Source organism: Vulcanisaeta distributa DSM 14429 (assembly GCF_000148385.1).
Lineage (GTDB): Archaea > Thermoproteota > Thermoprotei > Thermoproteales > Thermocladiaceae > Vulcanisaeta > Vulcanisaeta distributa.
This window is the reverse complement of sequence record NC_014537.1, coordinates 817,288-838,938: the sequence shown is the minus strand read 5'-3', so window position 1 is coordinate 838,938 and position 21,651 is coordinate 817,288. Positions and strand designations below refer to the sequence as shown.

Below are 21,651 nucleotides of genomic sequence, written 5' to 3'. Positions count from 1 at the left end.
AAATAATTGACGCATATAGAAGTAGAAATCTAATCTTCTCTCCCTCAGTAGTATTGTTGAGTTTCTGACTATGTAGTAGTATTTCCATGGTGGTTCATAAAAGTACCACCTTTCTTCTCAGGATCCTTGATGATGCAGGTATTGGAATTTCTCGAGTTTATGCCCTATTAGTTTGCAGTTTATTTTTAGTGTTAGGTGGCCTAGTTCTCTTACCTTTGTGTATAGGTCGTGAGCCTGGTCTAGGAAGAAGTTTGTTCTACAGCATGTTTTCAGGGCTATGCCACTTTTAATAAGGGTTCCCGAGAATGCCAAATAAAGAATCTCATAAGTCCTGCAATTGCCATTTTCCGAGCCAAGCTTAATTAAGCCAACTCTATCCCTAACGGGCCTGGGCAAACCCTCATAAAAACCCAAGGCCCTCCTCACAGCACCATCAAGCACAACAGTATCATCATCAAGAAACAACAACCAATCAGGGCTGTAATTAACCACGGCATAACGAACACCCCTCATCAAGGCATAGGCAACGCCAGAGTTAAAGCCAACCTCAATGAATGAGCACCTGCCAGACACACGGCATAAGTCCTTAATTAAGTCTTTTTATGTGGATAATTATTAACAATAACCACGTGATCAACCTCATCAATTACCGAGTTAAGAACACCGGAGACTTATCAATACCTGGGTCGTAGGTAACGATTACCGCGGTGACAATGGGCACGCCATTTATAAACGAAAATCCTTTATAAAGGTAATCATGGAATTAGGATGATGGTTAAGGCGTCTGTGGTTTGGCTTAATTATAATAGTATGGGGTTTATTGATGTGGTGTTGAGGAGTCTTGGGTCTTTTCTTGATCTTGATTTTGATGGTTATGAGTTGATTGTTGTTGATAATGCCTCCACGGATGGTAGCTTTGAGCGTATTAAGAAGTTCATTGAGGAGCATAAGCCAAGCGGTGTTAGGGTTAAGATAGTACGCAATGAGAGGAATCTTGGTTATGCTGGTGGTATGAATGTTGGTTGGGAAGCCAGGGATTCGGACTCGAAGTATGTGGCCTTCGTGAACAACGACCTAATAGCCACACCACAATCACTGGCCAAGCTAATCGAGTACATGGAGGGAGACGAGAAGGTGGCAGCAACAAGCGGACTAATAAAATACCCAAACGGAAAAATATACTCAGCGGGGTGGAGTACTGATGACATACTTACCGCAATAAATATATGCGGTAAGGCTGATTTAACAAGGTGCCCCACTGCAAATAGGCCTCATGAGGTTACCTATGCCGATGGCGCGTATTATCTAGTAAGGGTGGATGCCGTTAAACGTTTTGGTTTTGATGGCAAACCTTTTATTGATGAGACCTTTCTTTACGCAGATGATGCGCTGCTGGGCATAAGACTTTGGAATTTTGGTTATGCCACCCATTACGTACCTGTCGAGGCCGGTATACACTACGCATCATTAACGACGAGAGGCACAGGTCTCATTAAGTATTACCCACTTAGGGCTAAATTCATAGCATATGCCTTCATAAAGACTATTCATTATAGTACAGTATCCATTTATTACGCTAGGATCAAGGCATTATCATGGACACTATGTAAGGTGGGCCTTAAACAATACTGCACGATGTATAAAGCCGTTACTGATGGCTGGGAATTAGGGATGAGGTTCAGGAATAGATATGGATTCCTCGACTTGAACAAAGCGCCGCATATTAAGTTACCAACCTATGTAGTGATGGCTCATGTATTCTTCCCAATAAGGTCAACATTCCTAAGGAATAGATTTGTGACTCATGACGATTTAGTGCTAACGAGTTAAGCATATTGCATTAAGAGAATGGTTATGGTTGTCTTAGGCTTATCTTTGATTAGTAGGAGATAGGTAAGCCTTACGAATTTGTGGGTGGATTTGGCGTTAGGGACTTCGCCTTAAGCACGTTGGTTGCTAGGTTGAGGCCATGCGTAAGGGTTAATAGGTTGTGTCTGGTGGTTTGGGTTGGCTTCATATGAGTACTGTGGTTGTTGATGTGCCGAGGACGCTTTATGAGGAGGCTGTGAGGAGGGGTCTCAATGTTGAGGAGTTGTTAATAACAACGTTGATTAAGGTGTTGAACCTGGACCCTGAGGTGGCTGTTAGGGCTAGGCTTGAGTTGGCGGTTAAGTACCTGAACGAGGGTAGGGATTTAATCGATAAGGACCCCGTGCAGGCCAGCGAGAAGCTCTACAAGGCCGCTGAGGAGGTTGTTAAGGCCTTAGCAATGCATTACGACTTGAGGGATGTGTTGGCAAGGGTTGAGGGTAGGGGTAGGTGGATAGTCATTGACTTGGCTAGGGCTGTGGCGTCGATAGCCGATAGGTTGGGTAAGTGGTTTGAGGGGGCTTGGGATGCCGCGAATTACCTACACGTCTGGGGGTTTCATGAGGCAAAGCTGGACAGTGAGTTGGTTAGGAGGAGATTGCCGGACATAAAGAGGATGGTTCAGGAGGCCCAGAAGGTAGTAATTAATGAGGGACGAGCCTGACCTTTAATTAATTGCGTGAACGTAGGTTCATTATAGGTTGGGAAGGCGGTCCTCAATAAGTATTTAAGGGAGGAAATACAGTAAGTAAGTCGTGGATGCGGAAGTCCTTGAGAGGCCCTTGCCCAAGCCAACCACTGAGGATTACGTGGGTGCTAGGCTTTTGGAGGCCTTGGTCGAGGCTAGGCTTGCCCTTGAGTTCCTGAGCAAGGGTCTTGTCAGGAATGCGGCTGGTAAGGCTTTCCAGGCATGGAGGGCTTTACTGGCTGCGTTATTGAGGCTCGAACTTAATAATCTCCTAAGGGTTGTAAGGAGTGATGAGGAGAGGAATTGGCTAGTAAATAAGGCTGTGCCGAGGGTACCAACCACGAGGATGAAGGCACTATCACAAATGCTTGAGGAGGTTGGCCACCACGGAGTATTACCATGGACCACGGTGGCCCTAGAACTACATGATTATCAGTACAATGGGCCGGACCCAGATTTGGTAATGAGCAAGTACAGGAATAGGGAGGAGGCCGCGGTAGACGTGAAACTACTCATGAGGGAGTTGATTAGGCGCATTGAGGAGTTAAAGGCGAGGGTAAAATGGACCGATGAGCTCGAGAACGCATTGACGGAACTAAAGAGAGAACTTGGATCTTAGGAAATACGTTAATGAAGCGATAAGCACCAGACCTGCTGTATAGTTCAGTATGAACCTGGCCTTACTAACTCTACGCCTGCCGTGAATACCCTTAGCCATAGTAATTAAGGTAGCTGGACCTAGCCAGGCATTTCCACCATCGTGCATGGCGTAATCCATGATGGAGCATTTACCGTAATCCTTAATCCAACGATATCTATACTAACTCCTATTAACTTTCCATATATTTAATTAATGATTATTAATAATTTATACTCATGTAAAATTGAATTAATGAGTAAGGTTTATAAACCCATTAGTTAAAATAAGCGGCGGTATGCAGGCCAGGTGCCCCAGGTGCGGTGCGCCGATTAAGGGTGTTTACAGGGTTGGTAAGAGGTCGAACACATACTACGTGGCTGTTCACATGGATGGTACGCAGCACTACCTGGGTCCGCTGCATTATAAGTATGGGACTAGGACTAACAAGATAGTGGTTAGGGGCGCAATTGACGTTAATAGGGAGTTGAAGTACATGGAGGAGATAACCAAGGCAATAACCGAGGAGAGACTGGGCAGGGAGGACGTCATAAACGCCCTGGAGGAGATAATGAAGGCAACAGCCGAACTAATAACAACGGCCACACAGAAATACCCAGAAACAACGGCAGCGTTAACACCATGGATAGAGTACATGAGCAGGATAATACAAAGCCAATGAATGAACTAAAAACCAAAACAATCATCAAAACACAGGCCACACCCACCCATCGTAAAACCCCGGCCCGGGTTAGGTAGTGGGTTTTCTTTTGGTTGCGTTTAGAAATTTCTAAATGTGGCCCATGAACAATATAGCCCACGTGCCTATCTCCGTAGTACTTTAAAAGTCTTGATGGTACTACTTATTGTGAATAGTGATATTATTAATGAGGTGATTAAATGCGGGAGGCATGATCCTGAGCATTCCAGTGATTATTTAAGCATTGCCAATAGTAATACGTTTGTGAATTTCATAAGGGGTGTTGGGGTTAAGGGTGTTTATTGTCTCGATGATTTGGCGGTGGGAAGTCACGTACGTGGTGAGAGGTACTGTGATGTTTACCTGGATACCATGCGTGGGGATGTCTTGGTCGATTTTAAATTGAGCATATCAACCGGTGCCTCTGCCGTTGAGGATTTGGAGGATAAATTGCGCGGTAGTATATCGTTGATAAGTAGGGTGCTTAAGAAGGACATTAATCCTAAGTATTTAATCGTGGTATTGCATGGGCAGGACTATAATAACTTCAGGAGTAAGCTCATTCGTAAGTTGAGGTTAAGGCTTCACGGCATAAGGTTTATCAGGGAGTTCCAGACATTGGGATTGAGTGGGTCAGTCGTGGTGTTTACGGTGAAGAGGGATGATAAGGATGATGCCGTTAGGATCGATAATGCGGTGCTTGGGGTGGTGATGGTATGACCATTGGTATTAAGGTACTGAGCCCTAGGTATGGCTTGACTAGGATGGGCATGTTCAGGGTATCGCTCTACCTCGGAATAGCGATGATTAACGCCATCGGTAGATTGGGTAGGTTTGAACGTGTTGACTCATATGTGTGGGACCACGAGCCAGGTAATAAGGTGGGGGAGGTGAATATCAATTTATTAACGACGAGCCTCGATAATGTCGATGTTAAGGGCGTAATCGATAAGGTTCGCGAGGGTGGGGCGGTTAGGATCACCCGTGGTTTTAGGGCTGTCATCGGTGGTGAGTTAAGCAATGCTGATGTCAGTGTTTTCCTGACGGTCTATCCAAGCCGTGATTTATCTGAGGCCCTGGGCTTCGATGGTGGGCCTAACGTGACGCTCTCGGTGTTCGGCTACGTTGATGGGTATAGGATTGAGAGCTTCATGTCATTGATAAGGCTTGTGAATAAGCCTGAGGAACTCCTAAGGGGCTTGGTCGATAACTTCATGGCGTATATGAACTATGGCGTAAACGTAAGGACGGCACTGGGCTTCCCGGTAACGAGGCCTCTCGCGAGGTTCGTTGACTGGGTTAGGATTAGTAATGGTGAGGACTTCAGAAACATCACGCACTCACTACCCATTTACTACTCAAGATTATACAGGCAGTTGGCCAACGACCTTTACAGGCACCCGGGTATTAGGAGGGAGGTCATTAGGCTGGGCGGTAATGCGGGTATCAGGGCAGTGCTGAGTGGGGCATTGCAGCATTTACTTGGCCTCCTGTCCAGGCGCGCCGAGTTGAGATTCATGGATAGGGCCAGGGGCATTCAATTATCCAGTGAGTACGTGATGAAAAACCTGGCGGCAATGACGAAGTCAGGGAGAATCAAGAGGCTGGGCATGTTCATAATACCGAGGGCATCCTCAACACCAATAGACAACCTCAACAGGCTAATCAACGAATTAGTGAACGCACTAAACAAATCCTTCGAAGAGGCAGCAAGCATAGACCACATAACAAAGGCACTAATGGGCAAGAGGGTGCTCACGTGGGACGACCTAATCAAAGAGGCAACAAGCAAATTCATAGAAAACATAGGGCAGATGCAATGACCAAGGAAGGATCATGACCTATGATTCTTGTTTCCATCACGTTTAGAAATTTCTAAACACAAACCAAAAACAAAATAAGCCATAACCCAGCCACGGCAAGGCCGCACCACGGACTTAGCCGTGGTGATTCTTATTGGTAATGGCTTTTGGCGACGTGGTGGAGTATTTATAGGGCTTTCCACATTAAATTGCAGGGGTCTGAGTGAGGAGGGTTAGGCTTGGTTTTGCGGGTTTGCGGGTTGATTTTGTTGATAGGGATTTGGCCCTTAAACTCATTGAGGATTGGGTCGGGAGGGGCACCGGGCTTCCGAGGGTCATTTATGGGCCTGAGGGTTGTGGTAAGACCGCCTGGTTGCTTCAGTCCATTGAGTTGCTTAGGGAGTTTGGTTTTGAGGTTGTTTATGTTAACCCCGTCAATAGGCTTGCCCTCGCCGAGATAAGCATCAACAGCCTTAAGGATGAGTTCCTGAGACTAATTAAGGAAGCCATTGCTCAGAATGCCCTAGCGAGGATTGCCTGGATAGCCTATAATGTGGTTTATGACGTGATTAAGGCGACCAGGGGTAAGATCGCGGTCATCGTTGACGACGCCTTCCAGGTGATTGGCGTTAAGGAGTCCGCATTATACGTGAAGGCTTTGCTAAACCTAATCGAATACCCACCCGAGCATTATGAGAGGATAGTCACGATAGCAGCCACGAGCGAGGGCGTGTCGAGGAGGGAAATAGGAAGACACACGTGGGCTAACCTAAGGGTTATGTGGAATATGCCTAGGGATGGGTTCAGGCAGTTGTATGATCAGTTGCCCGGCGATAAGCCGCCATTCGAGGAGGTCTGGAAATTGACGGGTGGAAACCCAAGAATACTCGAGAGGCTTTACATGAGGAATTGGGACGTGAACGAGGTCATAAACAGCCTCATCAGGGAGAAGGGGCTTTCACCGGACTTCGTTAGGAGGTGGGCGGGTCACCTTAGGGAGGCCGTTGGTGATCCGGATTACCTGTGGTTTAACGCACCCGGGGAATTAATCAATGAGTTAATCGAGAGGAACCTCATCACATACTTCCTACCCAAGAGAAAACCAGACTACTGGGTGGACACACCACCACCAGAAAAGGATGAAGAACTCGGGATCGGAAAATACGTAGCATGGCAAACACCAATACACAGGGAAGCCGTGAGAAGGGCACTGGAGGAATCTACGTAAACACCAAACCAACAACCAGCGGCATGCCACGTATGCATGGCTATGCCCGCCACGTTTAGAAATTTCTAAACACAAACCAAAACACAAATAACTACATGACCCACCACCCTAGCCCCTACCCGACCTTACCAAGAGGCGCGCTTGCCACTTAGGGATTAGCCCTTAAGTCGTAGTCCCTGGTGGTTAACTTGATTAGGGGCTCATGTGCCTTTCCAGGTGGTTTAGGTACTCATTGATGTCCAGGAGTTCTAGGTACCTCCTCCATAGGTAGTTCATGGCCTCCTCCTCATCGCCGTAGATCACCACACCATCGTTAATCACGGAGTATAGGATCCCTGCGTCGGCGCTCTCCAGGTGGACCACGTCTATTAAGTCTTCATTCACGCCTAGGGCCTCGGCAATATCCACTATCAACTCGCCGAGCTCTATGGCGCTCCTGAGGTCTGCGGAGATGGCGAAGTCGTAGTCCCTACCAACCCCTGCCCTAGCCCTCGAACCGAAGAGTAGGGCGAACCTCACGCCGTGTTTCTCGAAGACGGGCCTTAACCTAACCCTCAGCTCCTCAATGTTAACTTGCCCTGGGTCTCCAATGCTGCTTATGAAGTTCCTGAGCCCCTCGATTACTAAGGGTAGCCTCTCCTCCATATCCCTAAAGGCCTCCTCCTCAAGTTCCCTGTTGATCTCGGCATACCCATGAACCAGCACATTCCTAAAACCGGCGAGCCCCCTAAGGAACCTCCTCAGGTCCTCGCCCAGGCCCAGCTTATTGGATATGTAATCAGCGATGCCTCTATACGTCTCGGGCTTTTCATCCTTGAGCTCGACGGCTAGCATCGCGCCTAGATCCAGCAGGGCCTGTATTGTTAACTGGGCTAGCCTCTCAATGGCGTAGATACTCCCACCACCCCTGCGCGCAGCCCTGAATTCATCGAAGTACCTACTCACTAGGTCGAGGATTCTCCTCAGCCTCATGACCATCATGCCTGCCGTCTCGTTAGTTCCTCGGGATAGACAATCCTTATTCCTAGGGAGTTGGCGAGTTCGGTCACTGCCTTCTCATCCCTCTCCCCAATAAAGTAGGTCACTAGGTACCTGGCGTCGAGCCTCCTGCCAGTGACCCTCTCATAGAGTTCAATAATGCGTTTAAACACCACGACATCACCCCTACTCACTGAGGACTTGATCTCCACGGCAAAGGATTTGTCGTCCTTAACCACCACGTTTAGGTCCACGACGCTTGGGTAGCCGAAGACGTAGCCCTCAGAATCATTGTAACTCCACCTCTCAACCCTATAACCAGCACCACTGAGCAGCTCCTCGACAGCCCTCCTAAACGCATCCTCACTAAGCACGCCCCACCTGGCGCCGATGGCCGACAACTTCCTATCAAGCCTATCATACCTCTCCCACAGCCTGTCCTGACCCTCACGCAGCCTAGCCTCCTCCTCCCTCAAGGCCTTAATTTCCTGCCAAATCCTATTATTCTCCTCGAGAAGTTTGTTCTGCACCTCCCTCAGTGCACTAATTTCCTGCCATATCTTCTCTATGTTCTCGTTTATTTTCCTTATCTCCTGCCATATCTTGTTGTTTTCCTCCCACAGCTTATTTACGTCGGTTCTTAATGCCTCATAACCCTCACGCAGAGCCTTAATCTCTTGCCAAATCTTATTATTCTCCTCAAGGAGTTTATTCTGCGCCTCCCTCAATGCCCTGACCTCCTGCCACAACCTATTATTCTCCTCAAGCAACTTACTCTCCACCTCCTTAAGCGCATTGACCTCCCTCCAAAGCCTCTCCTGCTCGTCAGCCAGCCTCTTGATTTCCTGCAGTAGGCCTGCCTGGTTCTCAGTCAACTTCCTTATCTCAACCAACACGTTGTTTTGGCCCTCCTGCAGCGCCTTAACCTGCTCCTGCAGGTTCTTAACCTCCTGCCAGAGCCTTCCCTGGGACTCCAGGGACTGCCTGAGTAGGTCGAGTATCTTCCCCTCACCATCAATCAACTGCCTGACCGCATCCCAGGTGACCCTCTGCACATCGGCCAACTGCCTAATGGCGTTGCCCAGCTCCTCCTGCCCCTTGGCAAGCCTCTCCACCATGTCGATGGTCCTGCTCAGGGTCTCCGCCAGGTCCATAATCATCTCATTGATCTTAGCCAGCATGTCCGTGACCTTACCGAGCATCTCCGTAATCCTTGCCTCGCCCTCGGCAATGCCCTGCATTGCATTGACAGACTTCGACTGAGCCTCAGCAAGTCTATTAACGGCATTGATTAATTGCCTTAGTGAGGATTGAATGTCAACAATACCGAGTAGACCCATTACGGCTAGCCTAAACTCCTCATCCTCCCTAAGAAGCCTAAGCAACTCATCCCTATTGATTTTATCTGCTTGCTTACTCACTGATTATTTATTCATGGAGTTAAATATAAGGTTGTTGGTCCTGGAGGGAAAAGGAAAGAAAAGAAAAAGAATTTGAAGGAAAGGAGATGATTTTAAGGCGATTTATGTGTTTAAGGCCCTTACTTCGGCGGACCCAGCAGACCAGCTAGTCTCCTCCTCCTCCAGTTGCTGTACTCAATCAGCAATATCACTATTAGTATTATTATGATTATTATCACAACAGCCAGCAGTATGAAGGTGCTCACTGGTACAAAGCCCACGCCCGGTATGTAGTAGCCGCTCACCGGTATCGTCAGCGTCTTCGTTATCGTCTGCCCAGCCTGACTACTCGTCAGCGTCACAGTCGTGCTTGCACTCTTTCCGTAGCTGTAGCCAGTTATTGTACATGTTATTGAACCACTGCTTGGTATTGGTACGACAACTGTCTGCTGGCCGACACCGCTGGCAATTGGTACGCCACTGCATGTCACGTTTACGGTAGCCTGCGTTGTTAGTGGAGCGCCACTGGCGCTTACTGGCGTCACAGTTAATTCAACAGCCGGTACTGACACCTGTATTGGTGTCGTTGCGTTACTGCTTGTTACGTAGTAGGTGTAGGTGTAGCCCAGTGGTATGCCCTTCCATGACTGCACCGTTATCGTCACCTCAGCCGCGAATGGGGCTACAGGCGTCACGAACGTGGCCGTGGTTATCTGGCCCTGAGCGTTCGTCGTTCCTGTGCCAGTCACTGCGGTAGTTGGCGTACATACGCTTGGTGATGGCATTAGTGGCGTCACGCTGTATGTGTAACCAACAATTGTTGATGCTGGTGATATGGCTGTTATCGTCACTGGGCACTCAGGCTCAGACACGCTGTAGCTTAGAGTCACGCCTGGTGCTGGGCCGAAGCTGGACAGCACGACTACTATGTTGGCCGTTGTTAGTATGTTGGATAGTGTGAATGACTCAATGGCCTCAGTCGCAGTTACAGTCCTCTGTATACTGAAGGTGTTCTCAAACACTGGCACTAGGTACAGCGTTGAGTGACTGCTTATTGCCTGTTGTATCTCCTGCCATGTCAGCGGTGTTCCGTTGGCCGCATAGTAGGCAACCACGTAGTAGTTGGTTGGTGGTAGCTGGCTCGTGGCTGGTGGGTAGATCCTGTAGTCAACTGGTGTTATTGAACCGTCAGTGCCGGTTACATTGAAGGCTAGGAGCTCATTGCCCATTGTTGGCTGGTCAAACACAACAACCAAGGCGCCAGGTATTCCAGTGCCCGTGGCGCTCTTTAGGTAGATTGTGGCCGGCACCACGTGGGTCTCAACTGACGTTGCCGTGAAGGCATTACCCAGCGTACTCACGTCAGTGGCTATGTTGGTGTCGTAGATATTGATGTATGGATAGGCGCCGCCGGTTATTGTGTAGAGTAGGCAGCTGTCGTACCAGTACACGACAGTCCTGTTACCCACTGGTAATGGCTGTAGTAGCTGGCCGTTGGTACCGCTGAAGTCGATGGCTATTGGCGCCGTGCCTGCGCAGAGCACCGGCTTCGTGCCTACTCCGTACTCAACGACCATCTGGTTGGGTAGTGGCCTACCATCCCAGTCCTCAATGACGGCCAGTGGTATTGTTGGGTATGTGAATACCATCTTAGCCTCAGTATCATTACTTGCACTCGGCAGTAACTCCGGTGCCGATGGAACACCTACGTAACCGGCAATGTCCCAGGCGCCATTGACTGGGTATGCCTCGTGGTCATACAGTATTGCCTGAGCACCAACTATTGAACTTGTGTAGTTGTAGTACGACTCATAATACACACTACTCCTGGCACTCTCACCAAACTGCGGTATCGTCACCGTCGTGTTACTACTGTCTAATTCACTGCCTGCGTATAGCGTTGTGAAGTTAATGCTTGGCGACTGCAGTGGAGCCTCCAGTTGGCTTATGCTGTAGGTGTGTGTTCCAATGACGACTGTGCCGTTCGGGTACACGGTAAATGGCAGTGCAGTGCCGTTGGCTAGGTAGAAGGTGGCGTTGGGCGGTGTGTAGTAGAATGTTGCTGATAGATCCGGTATGTATGGCGTGTAGTTGCCTAGGTCGCACCACGTTGATGTGAACTCGTAGCTGCTGCCGTAGATGTACTTAGCAGGTATCTCAGCAAGTGTTCCTGGGACAACCTCAGTGGTTGGCGCACTCAGTGGGTAGTTGCTGCCTGCTGATGAGTATGTGAAGCCTGTCACAAATATCGGGAACGAGGCGTTGTTGTATATGTCAACGCTCTCCAGGGCAGTCGTCCTAATGTTATACACGCCATTGGCCGGCATAGTGCTCAGAGTCACATTCCATAGGTTCTCTGGGAATAGTGTGTCGTACATCAGCATTGGGGCTGATGTACCGCCTGTGCCGGCGCCAATCGCGGTCATGTACAGTGAGCCGCTGCTTGATACTGTGCCAGGCGGTATCTCGCCAGTGTACACCGTTGATGCTCCCTGCTCAGGCGTTATGTAGTTCAGCAGCACGTAGCTGCTTATTGCCAGCTCAGGTAGTGGTGATGGGGCTGTTGGCGTGTACTGGCTTGGCGTATAGACGGTGGTTATGCTTCCATAGCCAATGTTCTGCGTGCTTGTTGTACCCATCACCCAGAACCTCGCAATCCTCGTACCGTAGGCGCCAGTCGTTGGTGCCCACCATGGTATGTCAAACACCGCCTCACCACTGCTTGGTACTGGTATTACGACTGTCAGTGGGCTTCCGAAGTACGGGTACCACTCATTATTGGGAACTGGGTATGAGAACGTTATGCTCATTGTGCCCGTGCCGGTCGAGTTGGTGTACAGGTTCTCGGTATTGTAACCTATTGTACCGCCGAATCCAGTGCTCAGTACTGGGTACTGCACGTGCACGTGGTCCGTGGCTGCGGCTGGCGGTAGTATGTACAGTGAGCCGCTGCCGTAGATGTAGAGCACCACTGCGACGTACTGCACATTCTCCACCTTACTCTCTATGGCAGACACATTCAGTGTTAGGTATAGCGGTATTGTCCTGGTCATCGCCTCCTGGAACGTTGAGATCTCATTAACTCTGTAGACGAAGTACCAGCCGGTGGCGTTGGCTGCGTATATGCCTATCGTGGCGTTGGTTATTGAGGTCATTCCAGTGGCGTTTATGTAGGCCTCCCACAGCCTGTAGCTGGCTATGTTGGGCGTTATTGAGTACGTGAAGTTCAGCACCGAATAGTACTGCTGTGAAACCTCCACTGCATACGTCGTTGGGCTAATGCCACTTAGCTGCATAGCCTGTACTGATGTTCCATTGAGCAGGACCTGGGTTGGCGCTAGTAATGACTCGTTAATCAACAACCTATACTCACTGTAGGAGGCGCTTGGTGCGTATAGGAATGTGTCGTTCGGGTAGGCAGTGGCTGTTGTGCCAAGTACCGTGGAGTATGTGGGTATGCCCATCGTTAGGTTGAAGACCACGGTAGACGGCGTTGTACTGAATACGTTCGGGTAGATACTAGTCATGTACAGTGGCGTTAGGCTTATTGTTGGTGAGCTGGAGTTGACGAAGAAGCCCATTAGGTTTGGCAGTACGTAGCCAGCCATTGAGTAGACATTATTGACGGGCTCATAGCCAGCAACCGCCCTTGGGTTGTAATCAACGGTTGTCGTGCCATAAGTCTCAACTATTGCGTAGGTGCCGTTGTTCATTATCACATAGATATCATTCGGCGTTAGTATTCCTGAGGAATAACCTAGTGAATTAGGTTCAATCGCGGCGCTGAATGGGTATAGTATGTTGCTTATGTACTGCTGGGCTACCGATGTGCCTAGTGATGTTCCTGGCATTACGTACTCCCTGTAGAGCACGTCAGTGAATGTCAGGCCTAGGTAGGTGTTGCCCACTGGGTATAGCCCGCTCTTGCTGGTTATGTTGAAGGTGACTGGGTATACGCTGGTCTCAATGACTACGCTACCCGGCGGTACTGATACTGCCTGGCCGCCCTCATAGACCGTGTAGTTCGTTACGTACTGCACCTGCCCGTTTGGCTTTACCACGGCTATCTCATTGGGCTGTGGCACCGGGACTAACTGGTTGAATACCTCCTGGCCTAGGTAGTAGACCTTCATTGGGAATACCTGGCCCGGCATGAATAGCCTCACGAATATGGTGCCCTCGTGAGGCACTATTGATGGGAAGCTGAATACGGCGTATGGCGACGCAGTGCTGTAGTTAGCCAGTGTGGCGGCTAGTATGTAGTAGCTGTAGTTGCCCGTGTACCACATCGCGTACTGCTGTAGGCTTATTAAACCACTCTGGTACTCAGACTGGGCGGCGCTCATTAACGCCTCAAACTTCTCCTCTAGGCTCTCGTAGATGGGCTGCATCCATGTCTGCCCAACAACCCTGAAGTCGGTTAGGTTGTAGTAGAATGTGAAGGCGGGCGTTGTTGTTGCCCACTGGCTCGCCAAGTCATACGGGCTGTACTGGTCGGCGATCACCAACGTCACGTTGTAGTAGAAGCTTGGGCAGTAGCTCGGCGTGGCGCATGGGTAGACGGGCTGGCTACTCAACACGTTGCCCTTCAGGTCAGTCACGTATACCCTCAGGGTCTCGACGGGCACGGTCACGTTGAATACCTGTCCGCACGTGGCCGTCACGGGCACTGACAGTGGCTCGTAGTATATGACCAAGTCCTCATCAAACGGACCCCTAGTACCAAGTGTATAGGCGTAGTACCCACTTGGTATGTTCAAATCGCTTGCGTACTGGCTATAGGTCTGCCCGTACTCATATGAGACCTGGGCATATGGGTAGGCGCTGTCTGTGGCTGGGCTTATCGTCCTAACCTTAAGCATCACATACGCCTTGCCCTGCGGCTGTATGTAACTGGCGTTGAGTGGCACGTTCATCACATACACGAAACCACTCGAGTTGGTTATTGCATGCCACATCTCGAAGGTCCCGTTGTAGTTGTAGACGCTCACCGCGAAGCCCCACAGTGGGTACTGCGGCGTTGTTTGGCTCAGTACCTGTATGTTTATGTCAATCAATGGGAAGTAAACCACATTGATGATGCCGGGCGTTAGCACATAGTTGTACTCAGGCTGCCTCGTGGTGTAGCTAACGCTTGGCATTACGTAGCCATAGTAATTCAGCGTGAAGTTGAATGTTGGTGACATGGCCACTATGTACGGTACGCCAGACACCGAGGATATCTTTAGGCCGATTGGTGATGTTATCTTCATTATGTAGGCCGATGAACTCAGTGTAACCGGTGTTAGTGTTATTGATGCACCGCTTGGTGTCATTTCACTGACGTAAACCGTGCCGGAGGTTATCGTCTCATTGCATAGGTTGAGGAACTGCACGTTATAGACCGTGTACGTGGCGGCTATGAAGGCCCTCTCCACCGTGACGTTGGCAAACACTATGGTACCTGCACTTGGATTTACACCAGTTGGTGTTGTGACCGCTAGTTCACCGGCACTTCCATAGAACTGCGCCAGCGTTGCATTACTGCCATAGACTGGTTGGAATATTGGTACCTCGGGTGTCGTGAACTTGTATTGTTCATTGAAGATCCCTGGGGAGCCTGTGACGTTGTAACCAACCTCATAAACTCCGTAGCCAACCGTCATCCCATTGTATGTAAGCCAGAAGCTGTAGTAGTAGTACTGGGCACCCGTCGTGTAGTTACTTGCTGTTAAACCAACATTACTACTCCTTGCAGTTATTGATGCGGTGAGCGGTGGTGCTGGTAACCAATTGACCTCAGGCGTTACTAGTATACCGGCTATTGATGACTCCTCAAACGGCGGGAACTGGGCTATTGTGGCCGGGTAGTAGGTTCCGTACGTGGTCTCGTTAGTCCACACCTGCTCCTCATAGTACAGCATTCCTGACTCTGCACCACTTGGTGGTGATTGCTGTATTATTGGTGACTGAGAGGAGAACATGTAGTAGGCGGTTATGTAAGGCACTTGGTTGGGGCTAAGAGGCAGCTGCTGGGTTGCGTTAGTACCTGCCGCAAACTGGGTTATGTTTATGAAGACCGGCATTAATGCTACCGTTATGTTATTTATCGTGACGCTGGTTACTCCACTCACGGATAGTGTTGCCGTGAACACAGGCTGGTTCTCATAGAATATGTAGAGCTCTGGCGTTGGGAATCCGGTGGTTGTTAAGGTCGGTGCTCCAGGACCGGTGCCGCTGAAGTAACCGACTGGTAGTAGGGCTGGTGTTGTTTCGTAGTAGCGTAGATAGTTCTCACTTACCACAGTGGCGGTTGGTGTTGTTGATAGTAACCACTTAACGTAGAGCTTCTCGGCAAGTATTGGGTTGGGTATGTACGTGGCATTGCCAATTATTAGATTGCCCTTTAGATCAGTGACATTACCAAGGTAAAACTCCACAACAGGTATGCCGACGAGTAGCGCCGGGTCTTCATGATCTGTGGTTCCGTTGATTATTGCCGTTAAGGCTATTGAGCCTACAGTCCAGTTGTAAGCCACGGCAACGTTGAAGGATTCTGGCGTCGTTTCATTATTTGCAGTGGCTGTTGTGTAATTGAATAGCGTTACTGACTGACCGCTTGGGTATACGTAGCTAACGGTTATTGTAATTGGCTGGGCGGTAATGCTTGGGTAGTTGTGGTCCGCTGAGTTAAGGCCGCCAAATTCATTGGTTACGTAGTATATTGGACCAAAGCCCGTGTAAGCGGCGCTATAAATGCTCTGTGATGCTGCTGATACCGTGCTGTTGTACGTGGTTGGTCCGAATACCGTAACGCCAGTGCCCAGGGTCACCGAGGCCTCCAGCTGTGGTGATGGTGGTAATGGGTATATTGATGTTGTGTCGGTGGCTGCGCCAACGTATAGGAAGAAGAAGTAGAGGTCCGGTAAAACAACGTATAGGTCACTCGGCGTCGTCTCAGAGCCATTGACTGGCCTAAAGAGTGGGTATTCAATTGCGTACTGCGAAGTGGAGGTAGTTCCAGGTATTGGTGCTGGGTAGTCCTGGGTGGTGACTCCGTAATAAGTGGCCTCGGTATATTCATATGGTACTAGGCTCTGGGCTATTGATGGTGATACTGGTATGTAGCTGCCGGTGCTTACTGTTGTTAGGTTGCCCATTAGGTCTGCCAGGTCCATGAATATTGATGTTACGTTGAAGACCAGCCAGTTGGCTCCTCCGTAGCCGTTTAGGACTATTACTATTGTCCAGTTGGCGTAGACCTGGTTTGGTTGTATTCCGCCGGTTAGTGTTGTGCTTACGGTCCAGGTAACACCGCCCGTTGAGTTTGCCGTGGCTGTCGCCGTCATTTCAATTGGTGAGCCAAGCTGCCAACCACTACTTGTCCAATAGTAGACGTCACTTGCATTGGCTATGTATATGCTGAAGGACTTACCGGCTGTGAAGTACCAGGGAACCATATAATCAATTAGGTATTGATAGACTGGGTTCGTTGTTGTGTATGTACTTGTTAGTCTTGCGTCTGTTAGGTTCCAGTACAGCGTCCAGGAGTACGTCTTTGGCGGTACCGGTACTGATACTGGTCCGTAGGGTCCATACGTTACCTGTGCCAGGGCTGGGTGTCCCAGCCCAGCAACTACTCCTATTACTACTATTAGTGTTACTACTGGTATTATTAGTTTAGTCCAATTGGTTTTTGACCCGGTCATCGCACTCCACTGCACGGCTGGGTTTATAAGGGACTCGCTTGGAAGACCCGTTGGAATAACCCGTGGGACTCAGTGGCTGTCGTGGAACAAATAAATAATATATTTATAATTTAACGGTAAATATATATTTAAATCAACCAGGCACCTCAACTGTGGCCGGCTGACCCGGCGTATCGAGCCAGGTTGGATAGTTCTGTGTCGTGCCCGTGATGTTCCATACGAACCATTGACTTGGGAATCCCTGTGGGTACGTAATCACCATCACTAGGTAGTACCTGCCCGGCACTTGTTGGTTCATGTTCATCACTATGTTGTAGGTTATTGGTTGTGGTAGTGTGCACCAGGTAAAAAACTTGTTATACTGATTGTACACGTAGTAGCATGTATTTCCCTGCAGCCCTGGGAATTGTATCCAAGTCATGTCAAAGGCGCACTGGGCCGTTAAGTGGGCGCCGTTGCATATTGGGTTTAGCCAGGCTGCGCTGTCCTGGCTTAATACGTAGAGGGTGAAGTATTGGGGTTGCCTGATGAAGCTTGTACCATTTAGGAATGTTATGCTTATGCCTATTGCCGTGCTGTTAATGGGGTTAATTGTTACTTGCGGCCAGTACCCGTTGTATACAGCCGTATCTATTGGGCCGGGTGGTGGAGCTGGACATGTGGTGTAGGCGCCATTAACACCAATGCTTCCGTAAATGTTTATGCAGCCCCATTGCCCTATTCCGTAGTCCCTCGTTATGTACGTGTTTAAGCCATTTAATGGACCAATCAGGTAATTCGGATCCACATGCAGTAGGTAGTAGTTGTCACCCAGTGTTACTATGACCCCTGGGTACTGGTTTTGTTGGTTCTGCCCCGTGGTTATCACCGCCGAGACCCAGTGATACAAGTAGTAACTAATTGGGTTAGCGCCTAGGGCTGGGTTACCTGCGTCTGTTTGCGCTGGGTCAAGTATCACCGGCCCTACACTTGTTAACAATAATTCGGGTTCTGTGCTTTTACTCACGTACTCATAAGTCGTGCTATTAATAACCTCGAAACCGCTTGGCGTCACTGCGCCTATTATTGTCACCGGGCCCTTGGTGCTTATTAACGCGCCTCCCTGTGTTACTAATCCGCTGTATGTCGCGGCCGCCTTGCCCACGGTATTTACGTGGTTTGCTGCTATGCCCTCCAGGGTTACTACCATGGACATAACCTCAACGGCAATGCCAATACCCATGAGTAAGGCGATTAGCACTAGTACCCCGGCGAGTATTGTCGATAGTGAACCCCTGCTCCTCATCAATAGAATAACTATCAACTTAATTAATAAGGCACTACGGCGATGCGCATTGCTCTGAAGCAATAATTTAAAGGGGCATAATTTTAAGCAACTATATGCTAGCGCCAGTTATACTACAGCAGTACTTAGTCCCAAAACCCGTGGGACTTGTCGGGACCGCAGCGATATCCATGGGGCGACTCGGTGATTACGTAACGGCCTTAGGAATATCGAACGACTTAGTAGGTAATATTACGAACGCCTTTAGGGATGCCTTAGATAACGAGGTTTACGCGGTTTTAAATGCTGAGGATGTTACGAACACGTTTTTAATAGACCTACCGATATTCACGGGTAGGGTGATTAACCTCATGATTAGGTCTACCCAGGATGTGGTTAGGGGCATCAGTCTCAGTAAGATTTCCATTAATGATTTTAACAGGGCTGAACTAGCAATCAGTAGGGAATTGGCTAGGTTAATTAGGTCCACTAATTACCCACATGCTGAGGACCTCGTCTATGCATTGTCCATGCTCATTGAGTATGATCTGTGGGTTGTGAATAACGTGGTTAGGTACGGGTTTAATGAGGTAGTAAGCAGGATAAACGAACGCGCACTTAACGAGGCCGGTGAGGCATCGGCGTATTTAATGGCCACGGCATTTGCTTGGTACTCATCAACATCCGCGGTATTGGGCATGGTTAGGGAGTACAGGGAGGGCAATAGGGACCTACTTGCCCGCTGGTCAAGGGAATACGCGGATGAACTCGACGCATATATAGACACGCTAGATCTACTAATCAATGACGAGACCTATGAGGCGTTGGTGGAGGAGGGTGTGATTAAGCAGTGAAGATGTACGGCGTGGAGTTCTCGTAAAAGGCCAAGAGGTCGCTAAGGAACCTTCCAAATGATGTGCGCGATGGAATCCTCAATAGGATTAATGAATTAGCTAGCAACCCTGTTTGCGAGAAGGGACTTAAAGGAAGGCTTCAGGGGTTGTGCAGGGCAAGGGTTGGTGACTACAGGATAATATACTCAATAGATCACGAGGTTGGTAAACGGGAGAATATCTATGAAAGACTATGAGCGCGTGAAATACCTGGCCCTAAGCACTGCGTACCTAACTATTGGGTCTGGAATGCCGTACCAATCACCATCCTTGGTCAGGAACCCCATTTTGACCAGGTTGTTTAGGTCCCTAGAGAGAGTTGCATTGGTTGGCCTCTCACCCACCCTAGCCATTAGGTACTTCATGACGTCACTCCACTTGGCTCTACCGAGTACGGCGACCGCCTCCATTATGTACCGGTAGTACTGGCTCCTCGAGAATAACTCCTCAAGCTCAGACCTAACCAGGTTGGCGCCAATCTCCTTAACCTCATTGATTGCATCCACACCCCTCTCAGGATAGAGCCTACCAAAGTAAACAAGCCAGCCGACAATGCCACCCAACTCATCGGCGGCCCTCTCAATGACCCTATCATCAACGTTAATGCCCAACTCCCTGAACCCCCTCCTCAGGAACTCAATGGATCTCCCCCTATCGAATGGCCTAAGCTCAACAACGTGGTAATACCTACCATAGAGCTCGGATGATGGATCATTAATGCCTAGGAAGTCGTGTAGAAGACCAACTTCACTACCCGTGAGTACTAGGGTTATGTTCCTCAGGTGGTCATAGACGTATGCCAGTAATGGTCTGAGGCCAATCGTTGAGTACCTGAGGTACTGGGCCTCGTCGAGGATCAGCACCACGTGCTTACCGGCATTATTAATCGCCTCAAGGATCTTTGCAATCCCATCCCTAATCCTCGAGGCGCTAAGTCTAAACCTAATGGGGCCAAGGGATACGTCAATCTCGTCAATGATCCTCCTAACCCCCTCCCAAAAACTGAGGTTGCCCAGTGACATCCTTAGCTCATTGTATATCCTCTCCGCGGGCACCTTCCTCGAGACATTATCATAGAGCTTCCTAACGTCGATGAATATGTAGTCAATGCCCAGGGAGTTAAGTACTGAAAGCACGAGGCTTGACTTACCGACCCTCCTAATCCCAAGCACAAGGACCAACCGCTCATTAAGGCCGCTCCTAAATCTCTCTATCTCTGCCTCCCTGTCAAAGAGCTCGTCCAGTGAGGTCTTGGGCTCAGTGCTGAAGAGCAAGTATCACCCCCGCTACTAAGTATCACCCCCAATACTTAAGTTTTCCGAAACGCATATTAATGAATTATGGACCCTAGGTTAGTTGTGGGGCATGTGTATGTTGATGTTGAGTTAATTGGTGTTAAGGGGATTGGTAGGTTCAGGGCTCTTGTGGATACTGGCGCCACATACACTGTAGTCCCAAGGAAGGTCGTTGAGGAATTGGGTATTGCCGGCACTGGTAGGCGCGTCAGGGTAATGACTGCGAGGGGTGAGGCAATGCTTGAGGAGGGTATTGCGGTTATTAGGTTGATGGGTGAGGAGAGGACCAACGTGGTCCTGATAAGTGATGAGGTCGAGCAGGTACTCATTGGGGTGACCACGCTGGGGGCCTTCGGCCTGAGGGTAGACCCAACCACAGGCAGGCTGGAGAGGACCGGCGTACTACTCTTAACTCTATATCAATAGGTTTATTACCCTGGATGGGGATTAATGCCTTGATTAATTCTATGAGCCTCGACGCCGCTGAGGACTTCATGAGGAGGGCTGAGGAGTACATGGTGGTTGCCTGGGTATCCTTCGAGAGGAGTTTTTACAATGCCGCAGCTGTGAATGCCGAGATAGCTGCTCAATTATCAATCAAGGCGTTACTCATTAAACTTGGGATTGAACCACCAAGGACCCACAACATTAGGTCATTACTGGGTCTAGTGGCTAATCAGTTGGGGGGTAATGCTGGCGAGGAGGTTAGGGCATTCGTGAGTAATAATCGTAGAGAATTAATAATACTGGAGGATTCAAGGAGTCTTGGTCAGTACGGAATGCTTAGTGTCGATAGGGATAGGGCTGAGATTGCCTTGAGGACTGCCGAGTCCATAATTGAATTGGTGAGGAGGTTATGGAGCCTGTGAGGAGGATTAAGCTCCTTAGGGATTGGAGGTCGTTGGTCAACGCCGTTTTACCAATACTCAGGAGGTATGGGGTTGAGTGTTATGTCTTTGGTTCCGTAATCACGGGTAGGATCACGGGCTCGAGTGATGTGGATATCCTCCTGGTAATCAGTGATGGTGACCCACTGGAGGTTAAGGTCAAGGTCCTCGAGGAGGTTGAGGATAGGCTCGGCGATGTAGTTCACCTACTTGATATTAAGGTTGTTAATGCCAGGGATAAGGGTAAGCCGCCGTACGCGTGGTTCCTTAAGAATGCCATTAGGATCTTTTAGGTGGGGCTCATTAATTTTATTCACGGTAT

Annotated in this window: 18 protein-coding genes and 1 pseudogene; 12 read left to right on the top strand and 7 right to left on the bottom strand. The window is 49.2% G+C overall.

Annotated features, from left to right (window positions below):
• Positions 1-117: 117 nt before the first annotated feature.
• On the bottom strand, positions 118-591 hold the full coding sequence (locus tag VDIS_RS04300; protein WP_148678215.1) for a glycosyltransferase: 474 nt from the start codon (positions 589-591) through the stop codon (positions 118-120).
• Between the two features lie 180 nt (positions 592-771).
• On the opposite strand from VDIS_RS04300, the gene VDIS_RS04295 reads away from it, so the two are divergent.
• The 3 genes from VDIS_RS04295 to VDIS_RS04285 all read left to right on the top strand — a co-directional run bounded on the left by VDIS_RS04295 (position 772) and on the right by VDIS_RS04285 (position 3,176).
• Entirely contained in the window at positions 772-1,830 is a 1,059-nt protein-coding gene (locus VDIS_RS04295; RefSeq protein ID WP_013335986.1) for a glycosyltransferase, read from the top strand.
• Positions 1,831-2,017: 187 nt separating this feature from the next.
• The gene (locus VDIS_RS04290; protein WP_013335984.1) at positions 2,018-2,533 is read left to right on the top strand and encodes a PaREP1 family protein; all 516 of its coding nucleotides are present in this window, start codon (positions 2,018-2,020) and stop codon (positions 2,531-2,533) included.
• Positions 2,534-2,624: 91 nt separating this feature from the next.
• The gene (locus tag VDIS_RS04285) at positions 2,625-3,176 is read left to right on the top strand and encodes a PaREP1 family protein (protein WP_013335983.1); all 552 of its coding nucleotides are present in this window, start codon (positions 2,625-2,627) and stop codon (positions 3,174-3,176) included.
• Here the strand turns inward: VDIS_RS04285 and VDIS_RS04280 are convergent.
• Positions 3,153-3,335 carry a hypothetical protein gene (locus VDIS_RS04280; protein ID WP_013335982.1) on the bottom strand — a complete coding sequence of 61 codons (183 nt, stop codon included), beginning with the start codon at positions 3,333-3,335 and terminating at the stop codon, positions 3,153-3,155. The genes VDIS_RS04285 and VDIS_RS04280 overlap by 24 nt on opposite strands.
• A 157-nt stretch (positions 3,336-3,492) precedes the next feature.
• Here VDIS_RS04280 and VDIS_RS04275 point away from each other — a divergent pair, with 157 nt between their 5' ends.
• From VDIS_RS04275 to VDIS_RS04260, 4 genes are all read left to right on the top strand, one after another.
• Positions 3,493-3,876, top strand: coding sequence for a hypothetical protein (locus VDIS_RS04275; RefSeq protein ID WP_013335981.1), 384 nt, complete (start codon positions 3,493-3,495; stop codon positions 3,874-3,876).
• 186 nt (positions 3,877-4,062) lie between these two features.
• Entirely contained in the window at positions 4,063-4,614 is a 552-nt protein-coding gene (locus tag VDIS_RS04270) for a hypothetical protein (RefSeq protein ID WP_148678214.1), read from the top strand.
• Positions 4,611-5,717, top strand: a complete 1,107-nt coding sequence (locus VDIS_RS04265; RefSeq protein ID WP_013335979.1) for a hypothetical protein — start codon at positions 4,611-4,613, stop codon at positions 5,715-5,717. The genes VDIS_RS04270 and VDIS_RS04265 overlap by 4 nt, the downstream gene beginning before the upstream one ends.
• A gap of 202 nt (positions 5,718-5,919) precedes the next feature.
• Positions 5,920-6,924 (top strand): ATP-binding protein, encoded by a 1,005-nt coding sequence (locus tag VDIS_RS04260; protein WP_013335978.1) that lies wholly within the window; start codon positions 5,920-5,922, stop codon positions 6,922-6,924.
• Positions 6,925-7,116: 192 nt separating this feature from the next.
• Here VDIS_RS04260 and VDIS_RS04255 read toward each other — a convergent pair whose 3' ends face one another.
• The 4 genes from VDIS_RS04255 to VDIS_RS04240 all read right to left on the bottom strand — a co-directional run bounded on the left by VDIS_RS04255 (position 7,117) and on the right by VDIS_RS04240 (position 18,275).
• Positions 7,117-7,896 (bottom strand): HepT-like ribonuclease domain-containing protein, encoded by a 780-nt coding sequence (locus tag VDIS_RS04255; RefSeq protein WP_245522566.1) that lies wholly within the window; start codon positions 7,894-7,896, stop codon positions 7,117-7,119.
• Between the two features lie 5 nt (positions 7,897-7,901).
• Entirely contained in the window at positions 7,902-9,323 is a 1,422-nt protein-coding gene (locus VDIS_RS04250; RefSeq protein WP_013335976.1) for a DUF3782 domain-containing protein, read from the bottom strand.
• Between the two features lie 119 nt (positions 9,324-9,442).
• Complete coding sequence (locus VDIS_RS04245) at positions 9,443-16,990, bottom strand: hypothetical protein (RefSeq protein ID WP_013335975.1); 7,548 nt, start codon at positions 16,988-16,990, stop codon at positions 9,443-9,445.
• 133 nt (positions 16,991-17,123) lie between these two features.
• On the bottom strand, positions 17,124-18,275 hold the full coding sequence (locus VDIS_RS04240; protein ID WP_013335974.1) for a hypothetical protein: 1,152 nt from the start codon (positions 18,273-18,275) through the stop codon (positions 17,124-17,126).
• 95 nt (positions 18,276-18,370) lie between these two features.
• Between VDIS_RS04240 and VDIS_RS04235 the strand changes: the two genes are divergently transcribed.
• Together VDIS_RS04235 and VDIS_RS12615 are read left to right on the top strand one after the other, a co-directional pair.
• The gene (locus VDIS_RS04235) at positions 18,371-19,108 is read left to right on the top strand and encodes a hypothetical protein (protein ID WP_013335973.1); all 738 of its coding nucleotides are present in this window, start codon (positions 18,371-18,373) and stop codon (positions 19,106-19,108) included.
• Positions 19,109-19,149: 41 nt separating this feature from the next.
• Positions 19,150-19,344 (top strand): annotated as a pseudogene (locus tag VDIS_RS12615) (type II toxin-antitoxin system RelE family toxin); the annotation flags it as partial.
• On the opposite strand, the gene VDIS_RS04230 reads toward VDIS_RS12615, so the two are convergent.
• A complete protein-coding gene (locus VDIS_RS04230) occupies positions 19,339-20,421 on the bottom strand; it encodes an AAA family ATPase (protein ID WP_013335972.1) in 1,083 nt (360 codons plus the stop codon). The pseudogene VDIS_RS12615 and the gene VDIS_RS04230 overlap by 6 nt on opposite strands.
• 66 nt (positions 20,422-20,487) lie before the next feature.
• On the opposite strand from VDIS_RS04230, the gene VDIS_RS04225 reads away from it, so the two are divergent.
• From VDIS_RS04225 to VDIS_RS04215, 3 genes are read left to right on the top strand one after another with little or no spacing between them, the layout of a single operon-like run.
• Positions 20,488-20,868, top strand: a complete 381-nt coding sequence (locus VDIS_RS04225; protein ID WP_013335971.1) for a retroviral-like aspartic protease family protein — start codon at positions 20,488-20,490, stop codon at positions 20,866-20,868.
• A 29-nt stretch (positions 20,869-20,897) separates the two neighbouring features.
• Positions 20,898-21,311 carry a HEPN domain-containing protein gene (locus tag VDIS_RS04220; protein WP_245522565.1) on the top strand — a complete coding sequence of 138 codons (414 nt, stop codon included), beginning with the start codon at positions 20,898-20,900 and terminating at the stop codon, positions 21,309-21,311.
• On the top strand, positions 21,299-21,622 hold the full coding sequence (locus tag VDIS_RS04215; protein ID WP_013335969.1) for a nucleotidyltransferase family protein: 324 nt from the start codon (positions 21,299-21,301) through the stop codon (positions 21,620-21,622). Before VDIS_RS04220 ends, VDIS_RS04215 begins: the two co-directional genes overlap by 13 nt.
• Positions 21,623-21,651 lie beyond the last annotated feature (29 nt).